The sequence below is a fragment of the Micromonospora sp. NPDC049801 genome (assembly GCF_040656575.1).
Classification (GTDB): Bacteria; Actinomycetota; Actinomycetes; order Mycobacteriales; family Micromonosporaceae; genus Micromonospora.
On sequence record NZ_JBFAMS010000011.1, the window covers coordinates 146247 to 169043 of the forward strand.

The 22797-nt window shown below is 72.0% G+C and carries 23 protein-coding genes; 10 read left to right on the forward strand and 13 right to left on the reverse strand.

Features of this window, described 5'->3' with window-relative positions:
* Positions 1–3: 3 nt before the first annotated feature.
* From pstA to AB0I89_RS20715, 6 genes are all read right to left on the reverse strand, one after another.
* Complete coding sequence (pstA, locus tag AB0I89_RS20690) at positions 4–1092, reverse strand: phosphate ABC transporter permease PstA (RefSeq protein WP_357128988.1); 1089 nt, start codon at positions 1090–1092, stop codon at positions 4–6.
* Entirely contained in the window at positions 1089–2183 is a 1095-nt protein-coding gene (gene pstC / locus AB0I89_RS20695; protein WP_357128991.1) for a phosphate ABC transporter permease subunit PstC, read from the reverse strand. Before pstC ends, pstA begins: the two co-directional genes overlap by 4 nt.
* 41 nt (positions 2184–2224) lie before the next feature.
* Positions 2225–3334 (reverse strand): phosphate ABC transporter substrate-binding protein PstS, encoded by a 1110-nt coding sequence (gene pstS, locus AB0I89_RS20700; protein WP_357128994.1) that lies wholly within the window; start codon positions 3332–3334, stop codon positions 2225–2227.
* A gap of 213 nt (positions 3335–3547) precedes the next feature.
* Positions 3548–4474, reverse strand: coding sequence for a mycothiol synthase (mshD, locus tag AB0I89_RS20705; RefSeq protein WP_357128997.1), 927 nt, complete (start codon positions 4472–4474; stop codon positions 3548–3550).
* Between the two features lie 87 nt (positions 4475–4561).
* Positions 4562–5395: a polysaccharide deacetylase family protein gene (locus AB0I89_RS20710; protein ID WP_357129000.1), complete on the reverse strand. Its 834-nt coding sequence runs from the start codon at positions 5393–5395 to the stop codon at positions 4562–4564.
* A gap of 182 nt (positions 5396–5577) precedes the next feature.
* Positions 5578–6297 carry a response regulator transcription factor gene (locus tag AB0I89_RS20715; RefSeq protein ID WP_357129003.1) on the reverse strand — a complete coding sequence of 240 codons (720 nt, stop codon included), beginning with the start codon at positions 6295–6297 and terminating at the stop codon, positions 5578–5580.
* Between the two features lie 241 nt (positions 6298–6538).
* Between AB0I89_RS20715 and AB0I89_RS20720 the strand changes: the two genes are divergently transcribed.
* The 5 genes from AB0I89_RS20720 (at position 6539) to AB0I89_RS20740 (ending at position 10069) form a co-directional block, all read left to right on the forward strand.
* Positions 6539–7591, forward strand: coding sequence for a hypothetical protein (locus AB0I89_RS20720; RefSeq protein WP_357129006.1), 1053 nt, complete (start codon positions 6539–6541; stop codon positions 7589–7591).
* 105 nt (positions 7592–7696) lie between these two features.
* Entirely contained in the window at positions 7697–8494 is a 798-nt protein-coding gene (locus AB0I89_RS20725; protein WP_357129009.1) for a DUF2993 domain-containing protein, read from the forward strand.
* A gap of 116 nt (positions 8495–8610) precedes the next feature.
* Positions 8611–8688 (forward strand): Ms5788A family Cys-rich leader peptide, encoded by a 78-nt coding sequence (locus AB0I89_RS20730; RefSeq protein ID WP_310503780.1) that lies wholly within the window; start codon positions 8611–8613, stop codon positions 8686–8688.
* A gap of 209 nt (positions 8689–8897) precedes the next feature.
* On the forward strand, positions 8898–9746 hold the full coding sequence (locus AB0I89_RS20735) for a sulfurtransferase (protein ID WP_357129012.1): 849 nt from the start codon (positions 8898–8900) through the stop codon (positions 9744–9746).
* A gap of 2 nt (positions 9747–9748) precedes the next feature.
* Positions 9749–10069, forward strand: a complete 321-nt coding sequence (locus AB0I89_RS20740; RefSeq protein WP_357129015.1) for a DUF1416 domain-containing protein — start codon at positions 9749–9751, stop codon at positions 10067–10069.
* Positions 10070–10136: 67 nt separating this feature from the next.
* On the opposite strand, the gene AB0I89_RS20745 is transcribed toward AB0I89_RS20740, so the two are convergent.
* The 3 genes from AB0I89_RS20745 to AB0I89_RS20755 all read right to left on the reverse strand — a co-directional run bounded on the left by AB0I89_RS20745 (position 10137) and on the right by AB0I89_RS20755 (position 15688).
* Positions 10137–10886: a hypothetical protein gene (locus AB0I89_RS20745; RefSeq protein WP_357129018.1), complete on the reverse strand. Its 750-nt coding sequence runs from the start codon at positions 10884–10886 to the stop codon at positions 10137–10139.
* A complete protein-coding gene (locus tag AB0I89_RS20750; RefSeq protein WP_357129021.1) occupies positions 10876–11061 on the reverse strand; it encodes a hypothetical protein in 186 nt (61 codons plus the stop codon). The genes AB0I89_RS20745 and AB0I89_RS20750 overlap by 11 nt, the downstream gene beginning before the upstream one ends.
* A 241-nt stretch (positions 11062–11302) precedes the next feature.
* Positions 11303–15688, reverse strand: a complete 4386-nt coding sequence (locus AB0I89_RS20755) for a S8 family serine peptidase (protein WP_357129024.1) — start codon at positions 15686–15688, stop codon at positions 11303–11305.
* A gap of 151 nt (positions 15689–15839) precedes the next feature.
* Between AB0I89_RS20755 and AB0I89_RS20760 the strand changes: the two genes are divergently transcribed.
* Positions 15840–16700, forward strand: a complete 861-nt coding sequence (locus AB0I89_RS20760; protein ID WP_357129026.1) for a hypothetical protein — start codon at positions 15840–15842, stop codon at positions 16698–16700.
* A 9-nt stretch (positions 16701–16709) separates the two neighbouring features.
* Here AB0I89_RS20760 and AB0I89_RS20765 read toward each other — a convergent pair whose 3' ends face one another.
* The 3 genes from AB0I89_RS20765 to AB0I89_RS20775 all read right to left on the reverse strand — a co-directional run bounded on the left by AB0I89_RS20765 (position 16710) and on the right by AB0I89_RS20775 (position 19587).
* Complete coding sequence (locus AB0I89_RS20765) at positions 16710–18764, reverse strand: glycogen debranching N-terminal domain-containing protein (protein ID WP_357129029.1); 2055 nt, start codon at positions 18762–18764, stop codon at positions 16710–16712.
* On the reverse strand, positions 18761–19141 hold the full coding sequence (locus AB0I89_RS20770) for an SCP2 sterol-binding domain-containing protein (RefSeq protein ID WP_357129032.1): 381 nt from the start codon (positions 19139–19141) through the stop codon (positions 18761–18763). Before AB0I89_RS20770 ends, AB0I89_RS20765 begins: the two co-directional genes overlap by 4 nt.
* Before the next feature lie 71 nt (positions 19142–19212).
* On the reverse strand, positions 19213–19587 hold the full coding sequence (locus tag AB0I89_RS20775) for a DsrE family protein (RefSeq protein WP_357129035.1): 375 nt from the start codon (positions 19585–19587) through the stop codon (positions 19213–19215).
* A gap of 12 nt (positions 19588–19599) precedes the next feature.
* On the opposite strand from AB0I89_RS20775, the gene mtfM reads away from it, so the two are divergent.
* Both mtfM and AB0I89_RS20785 read left to right on the forward strand, forming a co-directional pair.
* The gene (mtfM, locus tag AB0I89_RS20780; RefSeq protein WP_267897534.1) at positions 19600–19704 is read left to right on the forward strand and encodes a small membrane protein MtfM; all 105 of its coding nucleotides are present in this window, start codon (positions 19600–19602) and stop codon (positions 19702–19704) included.
* Between the two features lie 7 nt (positions 19705–19711).
* Entirely contained in the window at positions 19712–20302 is a 591-nt protein-coding gene (locus AB0I89_RS20785) for an FABP family protein (protein WP_355050865.1), read from the forward strand.
* Between the two features lie 4 nt (positions 20303–20306).
* On the opposite strand, the gene AB0I89_RS20790 is transcribed toward AB0I89_RS20785, so the two are convergent.
* The gene (locus AB0I89_RS20790; protein WP_357129039.1) at positions 20307–21188 is read right to left on the reverse strand and encodes an aminotransferase class IV; all 882 of its coding nucleotides are present in this window, start codon (positions 21186–21188) and stop codon (positions 20307–20309) included.
* A gap of 69 nt (positions 21189–21257) precedes the next feature.
* Here AB0I89_RS20790 and AB0I89_RS20795 point away from each other — a divergent pair, with 69 nt between their 5' ends.
* A complete protein-coding gene (locus AB0I89_RS20795; protein ID WP_357129042.1) occupies positions 21258–21686 on the forward strand; it encodes a Fur family transcriptional regulator in 429 nt (142 codons plus the stop codon).
* Positions 21683–22795, forward strand: a complete 1113-nt coding sequence (locus AB0I89_RS20800) for a folate-binding protein (RefSeq protein ID WP_357129046.1) — start codon at positions 21683–21685, stop codon at positions 22793–22795. Before AB0I89_RS20795 ends, AB0I89_RS20800 begins: the two co-directional genes overlap by 4 nt.
* Positions 22796–22797: the final 2 nt, after the last annotated feature.

The window sequence follows — 22797 nt, forward strand, 5'->3', positions numbered from 1 at the left end:
GGTTCATCGGCTGAGCCTGTTGCGACGGGCCAGCAGCTTCGCCGCGATCGTCAGGATGAGCACGAGGGCGACCAGGGTGAGTGCCGCGGTCCACGCCCGTGCCGGCGAATACTTCGACGCCTCGCCGGCCTGCTGGTAGACGAAGAGGGCCAGCGACGACTGGTTGTTCTCGAAGGGGTTGAAGTTGATCGCGGCGCCGCCGCCGGCGACCAGGAGCACCGGCGCGGTCTCGCCGGCCGCGCGGGCGATGGCGAGCATGACGCCCGTGACGATGCCGGGCAGTGCCGTCGGCAGGACCACCCGCAGGATCGTCTTCCATTTGGGTACGCCGAGCGCGTATGCGCCCTCGCGCAGGGGGGCCGGCACGAGGCGGAGCATCTCCTCGGTGGACCGGACGATCGTGGGCAGCATCAGTACGGCAAGGGCCAGCGCGGCGGCGAAGCCGGAGAAGCTCGGCCGGCCGTCGTTGAACCAGGGCGACACGATCAGCACCCAGAACGCCAGCACGAAGAGGCCGGTGACGATCGACGGGATGCCCGTCATGACGTCCACGAAGAACCGGATCGCGAAGGCGAACCGACCCCGCCCGTACTCGACGATGTAGATGGCGCAGAGGATGCCGAGCGGGACGGTGATCAGGGTGGCGATGCCGACCTGCTCCAGCGTGCCGATGATCGCGTGGTACGCGCCGCCGTTGGCGTCCCGGGCCCCGATGTTGTTCATCGAGGTCTGGAAGAAGTTGCCGTCCAGCCGCTCGGTGCCCTTGCTGACCAGCGTCCAGACGACCGAGATGAGCGGCAGCACCGCCAGCACGAACGCGGAGTGGATCAGCGCGCTCCAGGTACGGTTGCGGGCCGATCGACGCCCCTCGACCACGTTGGCCGCAGCGAAGAGCCCGGCCAGGTAGAGGATCGCGCCGAGGACGACGACGAGGACCGGGCCGCCGATGTCTCCGCCGTAAACGATCACGGCGGAGAGTGCGAGGGCCGCCACGGCGATGACCGGTGCGGCGTACCAGGGCAGCCGCCGGGCCCGCAGTGAAGCCGGCTGGGCCGGCGGCCGGGTGCGGTGGGAGGTGACGGTTGTGGTCATGCGGCGGACTCCGTGAACTCCCGGCGGCGGTAGATGATCGCCCGCGCGATGATGTTGACGATCAAGGTGATCGCGAACAACACGAGGCCGGAGGCGATCAGGGCGCCCCGACCGGTCTCGTTCGCCTCGGCGAATCGGTTGGCGATGTTGGCCGCGATGGTGTTACCACCGGACTCGAGCAGGTTGAACGAGATGGCGTAGGTGGAGCCGAGGGTCAACGCCAGCGCGATGGTCTCGCCCAGCGCTCGGCCCAGGCCGAGCATGACCGCGGCGATGATGCCGGGACGGCCGTACGGCAGCACCGCAGTGCGGAGCATCTCCCAACGGGTGGCGCCCAGGGCGATGGCGGCTTCCTCGTTGGCCTTCGGCGTCTGGAGGAACACCTCGCGGGTGAGCGAGGTGACGATCGGCAGGATCATGATGGCCAGTACCAGAGAACCGAGCAGGATCGAGTTGCCGTAGGGGCCGTCGCCGCCGAAGATCGGGATCCAGCTGAAGTACTTGTTGAGCCAGACAGAGAGGTCCGACACCGGGCCGATGAGGTAGTCGCGACCCCAGAGGCCGAACACCACGCTGGGTACGGCAGCCAGCAGGTCGATCAGGAAGCCGAGGCTGTTGCCAAGCCTGCGCGGAGCGTAGTGGGAGAGGTAGAGCGCGATGCCCATTGCCACAGGTACGGCCATGAGCAGCGCCAGGGTGGCGGTGAGCACGGTGCCGAAGGCGAGAGCGCCGATGCCGAACGTGGGCGGGTTGTCGTTCGGAAACCAGCCTTCGAAGGTCCAGAAGTTCGCGGAGTTGGCGCGTAGGGCCGGGATCGCCTTCGCGATCAGGAAGACCGCGATGGCCACGATGATGACCAACACTGTCGTTCCGGCAGCCAGGGTGAGGCCACGGAAGGCCCGCTCGGCCCCGAACTTCCGGTTTCGGGGCAGCGTGTCGCCGCCGCCGCCCAGCCCGGTGCCGCCCGGGAAACGGGTGCTGACTGGTGCCTCGGCCACACGCGCCGAGGCACCGGCGGGCCACTCGTGACTCTGGGTCACGCGCGTCCCACCGGTGCCGGCGTCGGCCGAGCGGTGAGGGGTTTCACCCATCTGCTCGCTCGATTCGGTTGCGGAGGTGTGGTGGTCTCGGATCAGGAGAGGTTCTTGACCGCGGTCTCGACCTTGGTGCGGACCGTCTCGGGCAGCGGGGCGTAGCCGAGGTCGGTCAGGGAGTTCTGGCCCTCAGCGCTGGCGGCGTGGCTCAGCAGACCCTTGACCAGCTTCAGCTTGTCGGCCGCGAGGCCCTTGCTGCAGACGACCTCGTACGTCGCCAGGACGATCGGGTAGGCCCCGGCCTCCTTGGTGTTGTAGTCGATCGACAGCTTGAGGTCGTCGCCCTGGCCCTCGATCTTCGCCCCGGCGATGGTCTTGCCGGCCGACTCAGCGGTCAGCGCGGCCCACTCGCCGGCACCGTTCTGCACCTTGGCCATGTTCAGGCTGGAGTTCTCGGCGTACGACCACTCGACGTAGCTGATCGTGCCGACCGTGCTCTTGACCTTGCTGGCCACACCGTCGGACTTGGCGGCACCAATACCACCCGGGGCCTTCCACGCCTTGGCGTTGCTGAAGGTCCAGTCCGACTCGGCGGTCTTCGACAGGTACTTGGTGAAGTTGTCGGTGGTGCCCGACTCGTCCGAGCGGTGGACCGTCTGGATGGCGGCGGACGGAAGCTTTGCGTCCGGGTTGTCCGCCTTGATGGCCGGGTCGTCCCACTTGGTGACCTTGCCGGCGAAGATCTTCGCCAGGGTGGCCGGCTTGAACTGCAGGTTGTCCACGCCGCTGCCGGCGTTGTAAACGACCGCGACCGGGCCGATCACCATGGGCAGGTTGAGAGCCTTGCCGCCGGCGCACTTGGCGTCGGCCTGCGGCTGCTCCTCCGGCTTGAGCGCGGAGTCGGAGCCCGCGAAGTCGGCGGTCCCGGCGATGAACGCCTGGATGCCGGCGCCCGAACCGGAAGCCTCGTAGTTGATGGTGGTGCCGGCGCACTTCTGCTGGTACGCCTTGATCCACTCGGCCATGGCGTTCTTCTGGGCCGACGAGCCCTGTGCGTTCACCGTGCCGGTACCGCAGTCGACCGCGGCGGCGGAGCCCGAGGCGCTGGCGCCGGAAGTGGGCTCGTTGTTGTCCGAGCCGCATGCACTGAGGCCGAGCGTCGCGGCAAGAGCGAGGCAGGCAATAGTGCCGTACCGCTGGAGCTTCACCTGAGGGGTTTCCCTTCGCGTCTGACTTGGCGCCCCGATCCCGGGGCCCGAGGACCGGCACTGACCGGCTGACACGAAAGTTAGAAGTGCCAGGTAGCCGGTTCGCCGGTCGCAAGTGAACGCAGGGTGAACAGGTCCGGCCCCCGAGGTGACCGCTCGCTGAGGGTGAGTTGTCCGTTAAGTGAACCGGGGCACTTCAGTGCCCGTTGCCGCTCAGCCGAGGTGGTAGTTGATGTGCGCGGACCACCGGGCGAAGCCCAGCCGCTCGTACAGCGCGACCGCCCCGGTGTTCGAGTCGTCGACGTAGAGCATCACCCGGTCCAGGCCCCGCCTGTCCCGCAGGTACGCGAGCCCCGCCGTGGTCAGCGCCCGACCCAGGCCGCCGCCGTGCGCGGTCGGCTCCACCCCGAGCACGTACACCTCGCCGATCCGGGCCGACCCGGGCCGTTCGTGCACCTTCGTCCAGTGAAAGCCGAGCAGTCGACCGGTCGAGGTCTCCTCGGCGAGCAGGAAGCCGGCCGGGTCGAACCACGGCTCGGCGAGCCGGAGCCGCAGGTCGTCCGGGGTCCACCGGCCCTGCTCGGGGTGCTCGGCGAAGGCCCGCGCGTTCAGGGCCAGCCACGCCGTGTCGTCCGCCCCCGGCCGGAACGCGCGCAGCGCCACCCCGTCAGGCAGGCGCGGCTCGCCCAGTGGAGCCGCCAACGGTCGGCGGAGCTGCCAGAGCACCCGCGCACGGGCGAACCCCAGGTCCACGGCGAGCGCCGCCGCCGACGGGTGGTCGCCGTGCGCCCACGCCCGCAGCGGTCCGGTCGCCGACGCGAGCACACCCCGGGCCAGCGCGCGGCCGGTGCCGCGCCGCCGGTACGCCGGGTGCACCACCAACTCGACACCGATCCCGTCCACCGGGTCGGTGGTGTCCAGGTGCGCGTACCCGGTCAGCGTGCCGTCGTCGGCGCGGGCGAGCAGGTGTACGGCCGGAGCGTCCGCGTCACGCAGGCGGAGCAGGACGTGCTCGTCCAGCGGGTCCGCGCCGTCGGTGTCGCCCGCCGTTCGGGCCAGGGCCAGTACGCCGGCGATCTCCGCGGGGGACAGTCGGTCGGTCCGGGTGACCTGGTCGCTGGTCGGTTCCGCGCTGCTCATCCCGTCACCGTAGCCGTTGCGTCAGGCGCGTCCCGGACTGTCGCCCGAGTAGCGTCCCGGACCCGTCGCCCGAGGAAGGTGGCCGCCTCACGTGGGGTCGGTGGGCAGCGCCTCCAGCTCGTACCGTGCGGTGAGTTCGGGCAGGATCCGGCGCAGCGCGTCGACCGTGCCCTGCCGGTCGCCGCCCGCGTCGTGCATGAGGACGACCGCCCCGGGTTGCGCCTGCGTGAGCACCGTGGTGGCGATCTTGTTGGCTCCGGGCGCCTGCCAGTCTGACGGGTCCACCGACCAGTGCAGCGGGGTCATGCCGAGTTGCCGGGACACCGACACCACCGGGTAGGTCCAGGCGCCGCCGGGTTGGCGGTACCAGACGACCGGGACGTCCGGCACGGCTGCCCGGATGGCCTCGTTGGTGCGGAGCAGGTCGGTGCGGATCTGGTCGGCGGACCGGTTGCCCAGCGAGACGTCGTGGTGCCAGGAGTGGTTGCAGAGCGTGTGGCCGTCCGCCACGATCGCCTGGATCAGGTCGGGGTGGTCCTGGGCGTTCTCGCCCACCACGCAGAACGTGGCCTTGACGTCGTACTCGCGCAGCAGCGCGAGGACCTGGGGGGTGTAGCGCGGGTCCGGCCCGTCGTCGAAGGTCAGCGCGAGGCGGGCGGTGCCGGTGTCCGTGTGGGCGCCGAACAGCTTGTCGCCCCCGGCGTCCCGGCCCGTGCCGTCCTGGCTGGCCTCGGCGGGACCGGCGGCGCTCTGGCTGGTGCTCGGGTGTTCGGTCGACGGCTGCTCGGGAGGCTGGTCGGCGTAGTGGGGCCCGGTGGCGTCGGTGGTGACGCCCGTGGCGTGCTGCCGGGTCTGGTCCGGGACGAGGCTACGGCCCAGCACGTACGCGGAGCCGAGCAGCGCCGCCACCACCACTGTCACGATCCCTGCCACGCGCGCGGTCGAGCTGACCCGCGTCACGGCTTCCACCCGGTCGGCCGGAGCCCCCGGCCCGTCGCCCCCGTGTTACCTGCGCGCACCCTTGCCCCCTTTTGCGACAAACCCGGCAGTCAGAATAGGACTGCCAAGCTGCGCAAAAGGGGCATATGGGGAATCGGGCGAAGCTAGACGGGCAACGGCGCGTGCTCCGTCTCCGGCAGCGAACGCGACGGGGGTACGACGAACTTGTAGCCCACCTGGCGGACCGTGCCGATCATCGACTCGTACTCCGAGCCGAGCTTGGCGCGCAGCCGTCGGACGTGCACGTCCACCGTCCGGGTGCCGCCGAAGTAGTCGTATCCCCAGACCTCGCGCAGCAGCTGGTCGCGCGTGAACACCCGGCCCGGGTGCTGGGCCAGGAACTTCAGCAGCTCGAACTCCTTGTAGGTGAGGTCGAGCGGGCGGCCCTTGAGCTTCGCCGCGTACGTGTCCGGGTCGATGGTGAGTTCCCCGGCCCGGATCGAGCCGCCGGCGCCGGCCGTCGCGTTGCTCAGGCGGCCGACCGCGAGCCGCAGCCGGGCCTCCACCTCGGCGGGACCGGCCGAGGCGAGGATGACGTCATCGACGCCCCAGTCCGCGTTCAGCGCGATCAGGCCGGCCTCGGTGACGACCGCGACCAGCGGCACCCCGAGCCCGGTGGCGTGCAACATCCGGCAGGTCGCCCGAGCTTCGCTCAACTCCGACCGGGCGTCCACCAGCACCGCGTCGGGGCTGGGCCCGGCAACAAGGGTGCGGACGTCGCGCGGCGCGGTGCGCACCGAGTGTGGCAGCAGGTCGAGAGCCGGCAACACAGCCGACGGTTCGCCTGCGCGCGCAGTCACCAGCAGCAGGATTTCCACGATCACCTCCGTCCCGGCGGCGCATCGCCGCACGCGACCAGACACACTCGTGAGGGAGTGCGCTGAGAAATTGCGTGGTCCCGGCGTCGCTGACGGGCGGGTAACGCGTTGAGCGTAGCCGATCGCCTCGGCTGCACCGTCAGGCCATTTCCCGTTTGTCTAGCTTGCCCCTGATCGTGGCACAGGTTTTAACGTTACTGAAACCCGCGACCACTGCACCGGGCGGTCGATCTGGCACGATCGGGGCGTGTTTCCCTCCACCTCGCCGGACGCCGGCCGCGACTCGTGGACCGACGGACCCCGTCCGGGTCCGGCCGCTCCGACCCGTGGCCACCCACCCGCGCCGCGCACCGGGCCGGCTGTCGCCGACGGCGAGCGCCGTGGAGGTGGACCGCGCCGGGCCCGCCGCGCCGGTGAGCCGGCCCGTCGTACCGAGGAAGAGACCGACGAGCCGGAGGAGGAGGTCGTCCCTCCGGTCGAGGTGCACCGCCCGCTGGCGCTGACCATCGCCGGCTTCGCCGCGCTGCTCGGCGTGGGCTTGGTGCTCGGCGCGCAGACGTCGGGCCCGGGTCACCGCCTGCCGTTCGCCGTCATCGTCTTCGGCGTCCAACTGCTGTTTGTGCTCGCCTGGACGATGGCCATGCGCCCACCGGCGCTGCTGCTGGTGGGCGGGATCAGCGCCGCCGTCGCCGCGGCCGCCGACGTCGCCGCCGTCCGGAGCGACATCGCCGGCCTGGCGCCGCTGGGCTACCTGGCCGTCGGTGGCTTCCTCGCCGCGGTGCTCGGCCAACTGGTCCGCCGCGTCGACCGGGTCCGGGTCACCGACTCCCTCGGCGCCACCCTGCTCATCGTGGTCGGCGTCGTGGCCTTCGGCACCCTGATCGTGCTCAGCCGCATCCCCGCCGGCACCCAGGCGATCACCGTCTGCCTGACCGCGAGCGGGGTCGCGCTCACCGTCGCCCGGCTCACCGACGCGGTGCTGCCGTGGCCCCGGCTGGCCCCGCAGGTGCCCCGGGGCGCGGCCGGCGTCGTCGGCGGCGCGATGGTGGGCACGCTGGTCAGCGCGCTGCTCGGCGGCTATCTGGTAGCACCCTTCACCCCGACCAGGGCCGCGGTGATCGGCCTGGTCGCGGCCGTCACCGCCGTCCTCACCGACCTCGCGGTGGGGTACGCGGAGGCAGGTCGCCTCATGGCCGGAGAGCCGCCCACCATGTGGGTCGCCCGGCACATGCAGGGGCCGCTCGGCGGGTTCGCCCTGGCTGCGCCCGCCGCGTACGCCATGTGCATGCTCTTCCTCTGAGCCCACGGTTGAGGTCGGTGCCGCTCGGGTACCTACGGGTGCGCCGCGCAGCGGCACCGGTTCGGACGACCCGCCGTGTCGCGGCGGGCGGAGACAGGAGGCGGCGTGGCCCAGGAGTATCCGGTCGACGACCAGCAGCAGGCCCGGCCCCGACGGCGCGGACGCAAGCTGCTCATCGGCCTGGTCGTCCTGCTCCTCGTGGTGGCGGGCCTGCTGGTGGTCGCCGACCGGGTGGCGGTCGGGGTGGCCGAGCGGCTCATCGCCGAACGGGTCAGCCAGGAGATCAGCAACCAGGGCGCGCAGTCCGCGGCGCCCGACGTCGAGGTCGGTGGAATGCCGTTCCTCACGCAGGTGCTCGACGGGCGGTACGAGCGGATCTCCATCTCGCTGCGGGACGTGCAGGCCTCAGTCGACGGTGACGCCGTACGGCTGCCGGTGCTGGACGTCGACGCCCGCAACGTGCGGGCGTCGCTGGACACGCTGCGGACCGGGCAGGGCGACGTCGTGGCCGACACGGTCGACGGCACCGGCACGATCAGCTACGAGAGCCTCGCCGCGCTGCTGAAGCGACCCGGCCTCACCCTCGGCGAGCAGGGCGGCAAGCTGGCCGTCAGCGCCCCGGTCGACATCCTCGGCACGAAGTTCACCGTCGCCGGCACCGCCGACGTCACCGTCGCCAAGAACGGCGCGGTCGCCCTGCGCTTCAACAACCTGGACGCCGCCGGGCTCCCGAACCTGCCGCTGGCCCGCACGATCCTCAGCAACTACGCCAAGAGCATCTCCATCGACGTGCCGCTGCCCGACCTGCCGTTCCAACTCACGGTCCGCAAGGTCCAGCCGCTGCCCGAAGGGCTGGCCGTCACCGCCGACGCGAAGAACGTACCGATCAACTCGGTCAGCTGAGTCGTGCGTCGACAGCCCGGTCCGCTGGGACGCCACGGCGGCCCGGCAGCCGGACGATTCCCGGATGGTGGTCGGCACGGTGGCAGCCCTCCGGATCGCTGGTAGGCTGCCTGACCATGGGGACCCACCTCACCAAACGGCGCGCGGTCGACCTGTGCCGCGTGGCCACCTGCCTGTGTCGCCCTGTCATCTGACGGCGGGGCTGTTTTCGGCCGCCTGACGGCGGCCACCGGCACGCAGGGTCCTCGACCCTTTCCGGTGATCCCACCGAACGCCCGGCAGCGGCGCCGTCGCACGAACCCGTGATCCCGTCCTTCCGCTGGGTCCCGCGCGCGGTGCGACAGTTCAACCCATCGATATTCGCGCGTTGGCTCACCATCCATCCTCACCAGGGAGTGAATCGATGAGTCGCGACACCGCACTCGTCTCGGCCGAGTGGGCCGAGAAGAACCTCGACGCCCCGGGCGTCGTCTTCGTCGAGGTCGACGAAGACACCTCGGCCTACGAGACCGGCCACATCGCCGGCGCTATCAAGGTCGACTGGAAGACCGACCTCCAGGACCCGGTCCGCCGGGACTTCGTCAACAAGGCCCAGTTCGAGGCGCTGCTGTCCGAGCGGGGCATCAGCAACGACGACACCGTGATCCTCTACGGCGGCAACAACAACTGGTTCGCGGCGTACGCCTACTGGTACTTCAAGCTCTACGGCCACCGCGACGTCAAGCTGCTCGACGGTGGTCGCAAGAAGTGGGAGTTGGACGCCCGCCCGCTCGTCACCGAGACGACGCCCCGCCCGGCGACCCAGTACGTCGCGCAGGAGCCGGACACCTCCATCCGGGCCTTCCGCGACGAGGTCGTCGCCGCGATCGGCACCAAGAACCTGGTCGACGTGCGCAGCCCCGACGAGTTCGCCGGCCGGCTGCTGGCCCCCGCCCACCTGCCGCAGGAGCAGGCGCAGCGGGCCGGTCACATCCCGACGGCGATCAGCGTCCCGTGGTCCAAGGCGGCCAACGAGGACGGCACCTTCCGGTCCGACGACGAGCTGCGCAAGATCTACGGCGACGCGGGGCTGGACGACAGCAAGGAGACCATCGCGTACTGCCGGATCGGCGAGCGCTCCTCGCACACCTGGTTCGTGCTGCAGGAGCTGCTCGGTCACCGCAACGTGAAGAACTACGACGGCTCCTGGACCGAGTACGGCTCGCTGGTCGGCGTGCCGGTCGCGCTCGGCGACGAGCCAGGGGAGGCCTGACGATGACCGCTCCCACCGCTGCGGGCTGCGCCGCACCTGACCAGGCCGCGCCCCTGCCGGCCAGCCTGGACCTTGAGAAGGAGACCGTCATCACCGGCGTCGTCCGGTCGGCGGCGGACGAGGTCGTGCCGGGCGCGTACGTCCGGCTGCTCGACTCGACCGGCGAGTTCACCGCCGAGGTGGTCACCTCGGCCGCCGGCCAGTTCCGGTTCTTCGCCGCACCCGGCGCCTGGACGCTGCGGGCGCTGTCCCGGCACGGCAACGGCGACACCGCCGTCACCGCCGGCCGGGGCATCAACGAGGTGTCCGTCACCGTCGCCTGACCCACCGCTCTGATCGACCGGGGCCGGTCACCCTCCTGGGTGGCCGGCCCCGGTCGTCGTGGAGCGGTCAGTAGGCGCGCATCCTGCCCGGGTTGTCGGCTGGTACCGAGTCGGGCGGAGCGATCTTGTAGTCCAGCTCATCGAGTGCCTGCACCGCGACGCCGGGGGCGTCGCGGACCGCGGCGAGCAGTTGTAGCCGGCGCCACTCCTCGCGGCCCTCGTCCACTGCGTCCCGCCATCCGGGCACGGTGTCGACGCAGAACTCCTCCACGACGGCCTGGAGAACGTCCTCGACGCAGGGCCGGAAGCGGTGTCCGCCGAGCGGGAAGTGAAACTTCGCCAGCCGGGGCACTTCGTGCCGTCTTTTGCGCGCCTTGGGGCGTCCTCGTGCCCCGTCCTGCATCACGAAGGCGAACTCGTCGCGGTGGCCGTGTACGTGCAGGTGGGCGCAGGGCACCCCGCTCTGGGCCTCTCGGACGTACTCGTAGCGGAACAGCGGTGCCTTGTCGCCCTTCATGGTGACATGGAGCCAGGACGAATCCGTGGCCAGATGCTTGCCACTCGAATCCAGGCAGCAGTTGAACTTGACCAGCAAATCGAGGCGGTGCCGGTTGTCGATGTACAGGGGGAAGGTGCCGAAGTTGTCCCCCTCGACGATGCCCACCATGACCCGGCCGCCGTTTCGGCCGGGCATCAGCAGTGCCGACAGGCTCTTCTCCGTTCTGACCACCCGGTGCACTCGGGCGGTGATGTCGTCGGCGAAGGCGCTGGCTCTGGCGATGAGATCGGGAGGGACGGCGAGGCCGTCAGTCGTCATCGCCGAGCAGGTAGTCGATAGAGCGAACCATCTCGTAGATGCCGCGTTCGTCGGCTCGAAGCTCGAAGTTGCGCCCCAGGTCGTACAGCGTTTCCTTGGTCATGTGGACGCGTTCCAGGAGACGCTCTCGCCACTCGCGTAGCTCCTGCGGGGTCTTGACGATGGCGGTGCCCATTGCTGGTCCTCTCGCCGCCGACGACGTCGCTATTGGCGTCACCCTACTGCCTCCCTCCGACGACGCGGACCACCTCGTGGATGCTCGCGTCACTAGTCCACTACCCACCGTTCATCGATGGCATTGGCTTTGTGGATGTGTCGGTGTCGGTTAGATGACAGTGTGCCGGGGGAGAGTCCGACAAGACGACCGGTGCGGGGTGACCGGCGGCCTGGTAGCCGCCGGTCACCCGTAGGCACGGTCAGATGCCGGTGGCTCTCGTGCAGGACGAGACCGGGGCGAGGACGACGTCGACGGTCTCGACGAGGCCCGCCCTGATGCGGGTGCGCCGCGTCTGCGGTATCCACCCGTCCTTGGCGACGATCACCTCGTAGCGGCCCTTGGGCAGCCACCAGACGTACCGGCCCTGCGGGTTCGCGGTCAGGGTCCAGCCGGTCGTCCTACCCACCCGGTTGACCCGTACCGTCGCCGCGACCCCGACGGTCGCGCCGGTGCAGGTGACCCCGGTGACGCTGCCCTGGATCCGGCCCCAGCTCGCCGGCGGCGAGACGGTCATCCGCGCCGGCACCGCCGGAACCCGGTACGGCGTGTCGGACGCGATACCCAGCTCGCCTGAGTAGGTGCCCGGCTGGGCCACATCGGCGGCGGCCGTGGCACGCATCTTGACGGTGACCGTCCGGGAGGCCCCCGGCGCGAGGGTGAACGTGCCCGGCTTGGTGGTCAGCCAGGGTAGGTCCGCCTCCCCGGCGCACAGCTCCAGGCCGCTGAGCCGTTCGGCGTCCGGGGAGCCGACGAAGGGGGACGGCGAACCGCCGATCCGGTACGCGCCGCAGGCGGCAGCGCCCCGGTACCGACCGGACTGGACGTTGGGCAGGTCGCGCCAACTCCCCGCCACCGGGTCGTACGCGATGGTCCGGTTGGTGACCGTGGTGGACGCCGCCGTGACTCCACCGGCCAGGACCAGGAGGTCACCGGCCGCCGCGTACTGGGCGCCCCAGAGGTCCACCGGCAGGTCGGGCAGGGGATGCCACGCGTCGGCCGCCGGGTCGTACCGGTAGGCGTCGGTGTAGTCGGCGTCGCCGGTGCCACCGGCGCAGTAGACCGCGCTGCCGATCCCGCCGCAGGAGAGCCAGGACACCGGGTGCGGGTACGCCGCGCCGGTGCGGAACGTGCCGGTGGTCGGGTCGAGGACGACGAGCCGGTCCGATTCGGCGCAGTCGTTGTCCTGGCAGCCACCGACCAGGTAGATCTTCCCGCCGGTGACCGCCCCGCCGGCCGCCGCCACGGGGAACGGGTTGCCCGGCCCGGCCAGCGTGCTCCACGTGTCGGTGGCCGGGTCGAACACGTCCACGGAGGCGACGGTGTCGTCGTCGACGCCCCAGCCACCGAGGACGTACAGCTTGCCGCCGACGGCCGCCGCGACCGGCTTCGCCCGGCCGCTCGGCAGGTCGGGCAGCGCCGCCCAGGTGTCCGTGTCGGGGTCGTAGCGCCAGGCCTTGCGCTCCAGCCCGCTGCCGCCACCGCCGCCGACGGAGTACACCTTGCCGTCGAGGGTGGCCGCCGCGTTGTCGTAGACCGCCGCCGGAAGGGTGGCGATACCGGTCCAGGCGTCCTGCGTCCCGGTCCCGGTCCCGGACGCGCCGTACGCGGTGCCCGTACGGGTCTTGCTGATCCCCTTGATCCGCTGCTCCCGCAGGGGCGCTCCGGCTCTGGACGGCGCATCGAACCGCCCGTTGCGCTCCACCAGGTTGACGGCGGCCGGCGCGCTGCCGGTGTTGCGTACCGTCAGCTTCGCGGTCCGGGTGCTGCCGTACGGCTGGGACGACCGGACGGTCGTCGGTGTGACGGTGAGGCGACCGGCCGCCAGCGCGACGTCCAGGCGGCGGACACCGTCGGCCGGCACGCTCGCCGTCTCGGCGGCCACCTGGTACGGCGTCCGGCTGGCGGTGAACCGGTGTGCCCCGGTCAGCCCGGAGAACAGCCAGTAGAAGCCGTCCGGCATCGTCGGGTCGTCCGGCGTCGGCGCCGACCTGCCCCGGTCCTGCGGGCGGTCGGCGCTGACCACGGTGACCCCGTCGAGCGGCGTGTCGGTGTTGCGGTCGGTGGTCACCCCGAGCACCAGCCCGCCCGGGGCGGGTACGCAGTCGCGGTTGACCACCTGCACGTCGTCCACCTGCCACCACCAGGCGAAGCTGCCGTGGAAGCGGAACCGGACCCGTACCGTGGCGGCCCCGGCCGCCGGGTCGAGTGGCACCTCCTCGACGACCGGCCCGCGCCGGCTGGTGGTCTGGTGCCAGACCGTGGTCCAGGTGGCGCCGCCGTCGGTGGAGACGTCCACGTCGGCGGTGTCGCTCACGCCGACCGCCCGCCAGTCGCTGTGGAAACGCAGCACCGGCGCCGGCGTGCCGCGCAGGTCGACGCTCGGGGTCACCAGGTCGGTGTCCTGGGTCCGGCCGGAGCCGAGACGGTCGCTGTCGGCGATGGCGAAGGCGCCGCTGCCGCCGGTGAGGTTGCCCCGCTCGCCCGCGTCGGTGAAGGTCCAGCCGCCGTCGTCGGTGCGGTCCCGTACCGACCAGCCGTCCGGCGTCGCGGCGCTGTCGAAGCTCTCCCGCAGCAGCGGGTTGCCGAAGCTGCCGGTGTAGCCGGCCGCCGTGCATCCGGTCTCGACCGGTACGGCGAGGTCGGCCGTCACCGGGTCGCCGCCGGTGACCACGTCCCGGGTGACCGTGCGGTAGCCGGGATAGCGGGCGGTGACGGTGAGCCGGTACGTGGCGTTGCCGGGCACGGTGAACGAGTACCGGCCGGTGGCCGGGTCGGTGAACACCGGTCCACCGGGACGGCCGGTGACCTCGATCCGGGCGTAGAGCGGCCAGCCGTGCCCGGAGGCGTCGGTGACCTGGCCGGCCACGGTGACCGTCGGGTTGGCCGTCAGGGCGAAGTCCCGGGTGACCGCCCCGCCCTCGGTGACGGTGACGGTGGCGCTCTGTCCGGCGTACCCGTAGGCGCTGACGGTGACCGTCGCCTCGCCGGCCGGCACGGTCAGCGCGTACCGGCCGTCCGCGCCGGTGGTGACGCTGCGGGCGCCGTCGCCGACGGTCGCGCCGGCGATCGGGTCGCCGCCGCCGGCCGTGGTGACCGTGCCGGTGATCCGTCCGACCTCGCCGCGCGGCGCGGCCCGCGTCGCCGCGTACGCGTCCAGCCGACCTTCGCCGAACACGTTGTTGTCGGCGGCGGTGCCTCCGCAGGCGGTGGCGTCGACGTCGCGGGCGGTGCGGTCCAGCAGCTCCTCGGTTCCGGCGACGTCGCCCCGGAGGGTCGGCGCGGCCGACCAGAGCAGCGCCACCGTGCCGGAGACGTGCGGCGCGGCCATCGAGGTGCCGTCGTACGCGGCGTAGGAGTCGCCGGGAACGCTGGAGCGCACGTTGCTGCCGGGCGCGGCCACGTTCGGCTTGTACGATCGCCCGTCGCTGCCGGCGCCCCGCCCGGAGAAGTCGGAGATGGTGTTCTGCACGTCGTACGAGCCGACGGCGTACGCGTTGGCGCTGTCTCCGGGTGAGCCGGCGCTGCCGCAGGCCGGGCCGTCGTTGCCGGCGGAGAAGACCCCGAAGATGCCGGCAGCGCGCCAGGCCGCGATGGTCTGCTCGAACCACGGGTCGCCGCCGGCGCCGCCCCACGAGTTGTTGACCACGTCGGGGCGCAGGTCGGGGCGGGGGTTCTGCCCGTTCAGGTCGGTCGGGGCCAGCACCCACTGGCCGGCGGCGAGCAGCGAGGCATCGGTGCAGGAGTCGGTCTCGCAGCCCTTCGCGGCGATCCACTTCGCGCCGGGAGCGACGCCGATCTGGTTGCCCGCGCCGTCGTCGCCGACCATCGTGCCGGTGGTGTGCGTGCCGTGGCCGACGTTGTCGCAGGGCGCGGCGCTGGGGCACCCGCCGGCCGGGTCGTACCAGTTGTGGTCGTGGTTGAAGACGCCACCGCCGAGGTTGCCGCGGTACGCCCCGACCAGCGCCGGGTGGTCGTACTGGACGCCGCTGTCGATCGTGGCGACGACCACGCCGTCGCCCCGGTCGCCGAGTTCGCTCCACACCTGCGGGGCGTTGATGTTGGTGAGCCCCCACTCCGGGCCGTTCGCGTCCGCGTGGCTGCCGGTGGCCGGGGTGGGCCGCAGCAGGGGATAACTGCGGCTCGGCTCGATCCTCGCCACGTCGGGCCGCTTGGCGATCTCGTCGAGCAGCGCGCGATTCCCGGTGACACGGACCGCGTTGGCGATCCAGTACGGGGTGTATGCCGCCTTGCGGTTCCTGAGCAGCGTGCGTAGGCCCTTCTGGGTGCGCGTGGCGGTCGTGGTGAGCAGCCGGTGCACCTCGCGGGCCCGGTCGTCCGGGTCACGCAGCTTGGCGGTCCGCGCCACCGGTGCGGTGCTGCGCAGGTAGACGAGGAAGCTGCCGGTGCCCGTCGCGCCGAGCTGGCGGAGCAGCCGCTGGTCGACGCGGGCGGGCGTGGGCGCGGGTCGGGCGGCGACGGCGGGTTGGGCGGTGAGGGCCAGCAGGGCCGCGACGCATGCCACGGCCGTTCGCCAGCGGACGGATCTCGCGTTCGGTGGTGGTTGGAGCACTGTTCCTCCCCACATCGGGTCCCGTTGGGTCCGGGACCTGCTCGGACGGTGCTCAATGCCTAACGATCGGCCGGTGACCTGGCGTTATGCCGGCCGAAAGGCGGGCTGTCGGGTCGTCGACCACTGCCTTTCGAGAGCGGAGGACGGCTCGTGACACCATGGCCGGGTGAGCGGTGCTGTCCAGACGGGTTGGCCCTCGTCGAGCGACCCCGCCCCGCCGGCGCCCGCCCGGCGCGGGCGGCGCTGGCTGCTGGTCGCGACCGTCCTGTGGGCCCTCCTGCTGGCCGGGCTCACCTGGATGTCGGTCCGCGACGACCCACCGACGGTGCGCGAGCAGCGCACCCTCGCCGAGGCCGCTCCGGTGGTCGACAGGGCGGTCGGCGAGCTGGCCCGGGCCGCCGGCACGACCGGGCTGCTGGAGCTGGGACCGGCGCGGGTCAGCGCGGGCTGCCGCGTCACCCCGCTCGCCGACGGCGCGCGGCTGCGTCGCGAGATCGCCGTGTTGGCGCCCGCCGACACCGGGCGGGCCGTACTGACCGGCATCGCCGACCGGCTGCCCGCGAGCTGGCGGGCCGGCGTCGGCCCCGGCCTGGACGGTCCGGAACTACGCGCCGACGCCGGAGAGTTCGTCGCCGTCGCGGGGCGGCCGACCGGGGACGGCCGGCTGCGGTTGACCGTCGACACGGGGTGCCGGCCGCCGGGCGCCGGCTACGACCCGCCGCCGGCCACCGCCGTCGGCCCGGAGGCGGCGGCGCTCACGGCCGCCCTGACCGCGCTGGGACGGCCGACCGGCAGCGCGCCGGACCTGGTCACCGCGCCCTGCCCGGACGGCACCCTGGCCCGTACCGCACGGTCCGCCGCCGGTCCCGGCCCGGTCGAGACCAGCGCCCTCGCCGCGCTGGCCGGCGGCACCCCACTGCTGGACAACCCGCCGGTGTACGCGTACCGCGCGGGTGACGTGACCGTGCTGGCCGAACTCGGTCCGGCCGCCGCACGCGTGGCCGCCACCGTCGGCTGCCCCGACTGAGGAGGCGGGTCAGCCGCCCGTGCCTCGATCGTCCGGATCGCGGCTGCGCCCCAACGCGTCGATGTGGCCCCAGCGACCCGGGATGTCCAGCAGCTCCACCCGGCCCATGCCCGGCGGCACGGCCGGGTCGATGATCAGATGTTCACCCTGCGGTTCCAGGCCGAGCATCACGCGTAGCAACAGCAGCGGCGTGCCGCTCGACCAGGCCTGCGGGCTGCACGCGGTGGGGTACTCCACGGGGTAACCGGTGCGGCTGCGGGTGTAGCCCGCGAACGCCTCCGGCAGCCGCCCGCCGAAGTACTCCGACGCGGCCAGCATGGCGTCGCAGATTCGCCCGGCCTCCTCCCGGTAGCCGTACCGGGTCAACCCCCAGGCGATGATCGAGTTGTCGAACGGCCAGACGGTGCCCACGTGGTAACCGATGGGGTTGTACCGGCCCTCGCCCTCGGCCAGGGTCCGCACCCCCCAGCCGGAGAAGAGCCGCGGCCCGAGGAGGTGTTCGGCCACCTTGCCGGCCCGTGGCTCGTCCACGATCCCGCTCCACAGCAGGTGCCCGATGTTCGACGTCAGCGCGTCGACCTGCTGACCGTCGGCGTCCAGGGCGAGCGCGTAGTACCCGCGGTCGGCGATCCAGAAGTCGCGGTTGAACCGCTGCTTGAGCTCCGCCGCCTCCCGTTCCAGCCGGTCGGCGTACGCCGGGTCGTCCCAGACCTCGCGGGCGAGCCGGGCGGCGCGGACCTTCGCGTCGTACGCGTAGCCCTGCAACTCGCAGGTGGCCCGGGGGAAGCCGGGCAGCCGGCCGTCGGCGTACGAGATGCCGTCCCAGGAGTCCTTCCAGCACTGGTTCTGCAGGCCGGTCTCCGGGTTGCGGGTGCGGTACGACAGGTAACCGGTGCCGAGCAGGTCGCCGTAGGTGTCGATCCAGTCCAACGCGGCGCGGACCTGCGGCTCCAACCGCTGGACCAGCGCGGTGTCGCCGGTCCAGCGCTCGTACTCGTCGACCAGGATGACGAACAGCGGGGTGGAGTCGGCCGAGCCGTAGTACGGCGAGTGGGGCTGCTCCTCGAAGCCGGCGGTCTCGCCGTACCGCAGCTCGTGCAGGATCTTGCCCGGCTCCTCGTCCCGGAAGTCGTCCACCCGGTGCCCCTGAAGGCCGCCCAGCATCTGCGCGGTCGGCGGGATCAGCTCCGGCAGGAACGGCAGCACCTGCAACGAGGTGATGATGCTGTCCCGACCGAAGAGGGTCATGAACCACGGCAGCCCGGCGGCGATCAGCCGTACGCCCAGGGCGATCGACTCGTAGCGCAGCGCGGCCAGGTCGTTGAGACTGCGCCGGTACGCCCCGGCCAGCGGCTCGCAGTCGCAGCCGAGCTTCGGCGCCCGGTCGATCAGCTCCCGGTGCTCGGCGCGGATGGCGTCCCCGCCGCGGCCGCCCGCGTACGGCAGGGTCGTGCGGATGTCCTCGCCCCGCGCGCCGAAGACGGTGGTGGAGATGCGCAGCCGGGTCGTCCATTCGCCGTTGCTGTCGACCCGGACGCGGAAGGTCATCCCGGCGGGGTCGACCTGTGCCGGTGCCGTGGAGCGGATCCGGGTCTCCCGGTGGAAGGCCTCCCGCCGGTACGTCAGGCGCAGCTCGTTGTCGGTCACCGCGACCGTCGTCCGGCCCACCTTCTGTTGGGCGTGTTTGATCTCGAACAGGTCGGCGAAGTCGCTGCCCATCTCGACCCGGACGATGAAATCGGCCTCCTCGCCGGAGTGGTTGAGGACGGTCAGCTCCTCGTCGAAGCCACCCCCGATCTCGCGGCTGCGGATCACCGACGCCTTGGCGTCCAGGTAGTGGGTGGGTTCGCCGGGCGCGAGGAAGAACGTGGTCCGGTACGACTCACTGGTGTCCACGGAGAGAGCGTGCAACCGCTGCCCGTCGAGGGTGAGCACCCAGCTCGACAGGAAGCGGGTGTCGAACGAGAACAGTCCCGTCGGGAAGTCGAAGGACGGCTCGATGTCCCCACGGTGGTCGGTGACCAGGAAGGTGTTGCCGTCCAGGATGCTGACGAGATCCTTCACGAACGCCGCCCGACTGCCTCGCGGGCGACCTCGCGCGGGTCCCTCGTGCCCGGCGGGTCCGGAAAGAAGCGGCGGAAGGCCAGGAAGAGCACCACGTCGCCGCTGAAGGTGCTCTCGTTGCGCAGCACGGCGGCGAGCGCCTGGGCTTCACCGGCGATCAATCTGTCGAACAGGGCCGAGCTGCTGTACCAGATGGCGTCGGCCGGGCCTCGCTCGCGGGTGGCCCGCACCTCGCCCGGCCGCATCCGGACCAGCCAGTGCTCGGTCTGGTGGTTGATGCCGAGGTCGATCTGGAGGGTTCCGGCGGCCAGGCCGCGCAGGACCGTCGGTGCCCGCGCCGGCAGGGATTCGAAGAACCGCTGGGTCGCCTCGGTCACATCCGAATCGTAGGCAGCGCTTCGGGTTGCCGGGTCGGTATTCGCACTCCGCCATCCGGCTGAGTCAGGGGTCAGTACACGAGTGCCTGCGCGCCCTCGGCCAACGCCTCCTCGACGAAGACCGCGGCGCCCGCGATCCGCACACCGGGCAGTACGTCCTCCGGGCCGATCTCCCGCCGGGCCGCGCACTGGGTGCAGGCGGTCACCCGAGCGCTGGTCAGGATGACGTGCAGCAGCTCGGCCAGCGGCGCGGAGTGCGGCAGCTCGAATTCCTGGGCGCGGCCGGGCAGCGCGAACCAGGTCGACTCCCCGGTCAGCCAGAGCGAGACGTCCACGCCGGCCGCGACCGCCGTGGCGGCGACCGTGAACGCCTGCGCGCACCGCTCCGGGGCGTCCGCACCGGCGGTGACCTTGACGACGAGAGAGCGGGCCATGGGGCCCAGCATAGGATGGTCGGGATGGTTACCGAGATCGGGTTCGTCAGCCTGCTGGTCGCCGGCCTGGGCGCGCTCGCCGGTGGCCTGGTCTATCTGGCGGTAAGGATTTCAAGGGGACGTTGGTGAGCGCACAGTGAGCGACGAGAATCCGCTGCAACCGCCGTGGCTCAACGCGCCGCCGGTCGAGGAGTACCCGTACGAGGAGAGCCACGACCTGCGCGTCGGGCCGAAGCTGCACCCGGCGCTGGACGGCCTGCTGCCGTACATCGGTCTGTGGCGGGGCCGGGGCAAGGGCGGCTTCCCCACCATCGAGGACTTCGACTACGCGCAGGAGATCCGGATCAGCCACGACGGCCGGCCGTTCCTGCACTACGAGTCGCGGGCCTGGATCCTCGACGAGCAGAGCCGGCCCGTCCGCCCGGCCGGGCGTGAGGTCGGCTGGTGGCGGCCGGTGCTGGTGGACGGCCGGGCCACCGACGAGTTGGAGGCCCTGCTGACGACTCCGACCGGTGTCATGGAGCTGCATCTCGGCAAGCGCACCGGCACCCAGGTCGAGTTCGCCACCGACGCGGTGGTGCGGACGGCGACCGCCAAGGAGGTCACCGGGGGTCACCGGCTCTTCGGCATCGTCGAGGGCGCGCTGCTGTACGCGCAGGAGATGGCCGCGATGGGTCACCCGCTCAGCCCGCACCTGTCGGCGCGGCTCGTCCGGGTCGGCGGCTGACGGCTCAGTCGACGGGGAAACCCAGCAGTTCGTGCAGGGCGGGGGTACGCGGACAGGGGTCCCGGCGTACCCCGTCCAGCATCCGCACCTCGACGAGTCCGCGTACCGAGGAGCTGAACCAGAGCCCGTCGGCGGCGTGCAGCTCCGCCGGCGTCACCATCCGTTCGGCGCCGTTCAGGCCCAGCTCGTATGCGTGGGCGAGCAGCCAGGCGACGGTCGTGCCGGGCAGGATGCCGGTGGTGGCGGCGGGCACCGTGCAGATCGTGTCACCGGTGAGCCACACCACGTTGGCGATCGGCCCCTCCAGGGCGTACCCGTCGGACGAGACCCAGAGCACGTCGTCCACCCCGGCCCGTCGGGCCCAGCGGCGGGCGGCGCTGTTGACCGCGTACGAGGTGGATTTGATGCCCGCCGGTAGCCAGTCCAGCCCGGTACGCGCGTCGGCGGGCACCCCCAGCGGCAGGACGGCCACGGTTATCCCGTTCCGTCGCGCCGCCAGCGACGACGCCGGGACGGCGGTCAGCGTGGCGTAGACGGTCGGCGGACCGCCGGCCTCCGAGCCCCGGGTGCAGACCAGCCGTAACGCGCCCTCCACCTCCGCCGGCCAGCCCACGAGCACGGAGTCGAGCAGATCGGTCAGCGCGTCGGTCGGCGGCAGGTCCAGCTCGACGGCTGCCGCCGCGGTGATCAGCCGGGCCAGGTGCTCGTCGCGGAGCCACGGTCGCCCGTGGCGCAGGTGCATCGACTCGAAGAGGCCGTCGCCGCGCAGGACGCCCAGGTCGTCGCCGCGGAGCACGGGTTCGTCCGCCGGGATCGGGCCCCGACCCAGCACGGCGATCCGCGCGCTCGGCGTGGCCGGGACATTGCCGACGGACGACGTCACCATGACCGTCGAGCGTAGCGGGGGACAACCGCGCGTAGGGAGTCGGCGCGTTCGTCGAACTATGATCGGACGGTGTCCGAATCCTCCCTCGCGGAAATGCTCCGGGCCCGTGGGCTGCGGCTGACGGCGCAACGGCAGCTCGTCCTGCAGGCGGTGCTCGATCTGGGCCACGCCACCCCGGAGCGGGTGCACGCCGCCGTGCGGGAGGTCGCCGCCGGGGTCAACATCACCACCATCTACCGCACGCTGGAGCTGCTGGAACGGCTCGGCCTGGTGACGCATACCCACCTGTCGCACGGATCACCGACGTACCACGCGGCGGGTGAGCACCAACACGTCCACCTGGTCTGCCGGGAGTGCGGCGCGATCGACGAGATCGATCCGGAGCTGCTCCGCCCGCTCGCCGACCAGTTGGTCGCGCAGCGGGGCTTCCGGGTGGACATCGGGCACGTGTCACTCTTCGGCGTCTGCGGCCGGTGCGAGAACGGGGACCACAAATGATCGACATCGCGGGCGCGGTGGCCGTCGAGAGCATCGACGAGGCCAGCCGCGATCAGCCGGACCCGGCGCACGTCGCCGCCGGGGTGCGGGGCGTGGCCGCGCACTACGGCGATCCGCTGCGCGAGCAGCGCGTACTTGACACCGAGGTCGGCCTGGTCGACAGGTCGCACCGGGGGATCGTCGCGGTGCCCGGCGAGGAGCGCGCCGGTTGGCTGCACACGATCACCTCGCAGCACCTGTCGACGCTGTCCGCCGGTGAGGGCACCGAACTGCTGGTGCTCTCCCCGCACGGGCACGTCGAGCAGCACGCCCTGGTCGCCGAGGACGGCGAGACCACCTGGCTGGACACCGAGCCGGGAGCGACCGACGGCCTGCTGGCGTACCTGGAGAAGATGCGGTTCTTCAGCAAGGTCGACCCCCGCGACGCCACCGCCGAACGGGCGCTGCTGTCGCTGGTCGGTCCGGCGGCGGCGGAGGCCGTCGGGACGCTCGGCGTGACCGGGCTGGCCGCACCGGACCTGATCCCGGTGCCGGGTCCGAAGTTCGCCGCCGGGGCCGTGCCGCCCCGGGCGGGCATCCGGTACGACGTCCGACCATTGTCGATCGGCGGTTGGGCGCGACGCGGCCTCCTCGGGGTGGACCTGCTGGTGCCCCGCTCGGCGATGGAGCAGGTCGTCGCGGAGCTACGCGGCGCGGGCGTGCCGGTCGCCGGCCTCTGGGCGTACGAGGCGATCCGGGTGGCCGCCCGGCAGCCCCGGGTGGGGGTGGACACCGACCACCGCACGATCCCGGCCGAGGTGGACCTGATCGGCCCGGCCGTGCACCTGGACAAGGGCTGCTACCGGGGTCAGGAGACGGTCGCCCGCGTGCACAACCTGGGCCGGCCACCCCGCCGCCTGGTGCTGCTGCACCTCGACGGGGTGACCACCGACCAGCCGCCGACCGCCGGTACGCCGGTGACCCTCGACGGACGGGCAGTGGGTTTCGTCGGCACCGCCGTGCTGCACCACGAACTGGGTCAGGTCGCGCTCGCCGTCCTGAAGCGGAACGTCCCGGACGACGCCGCTCTGATGATCGGTGAGACCGCGGCGGCGATCGACCCGTCCTGACC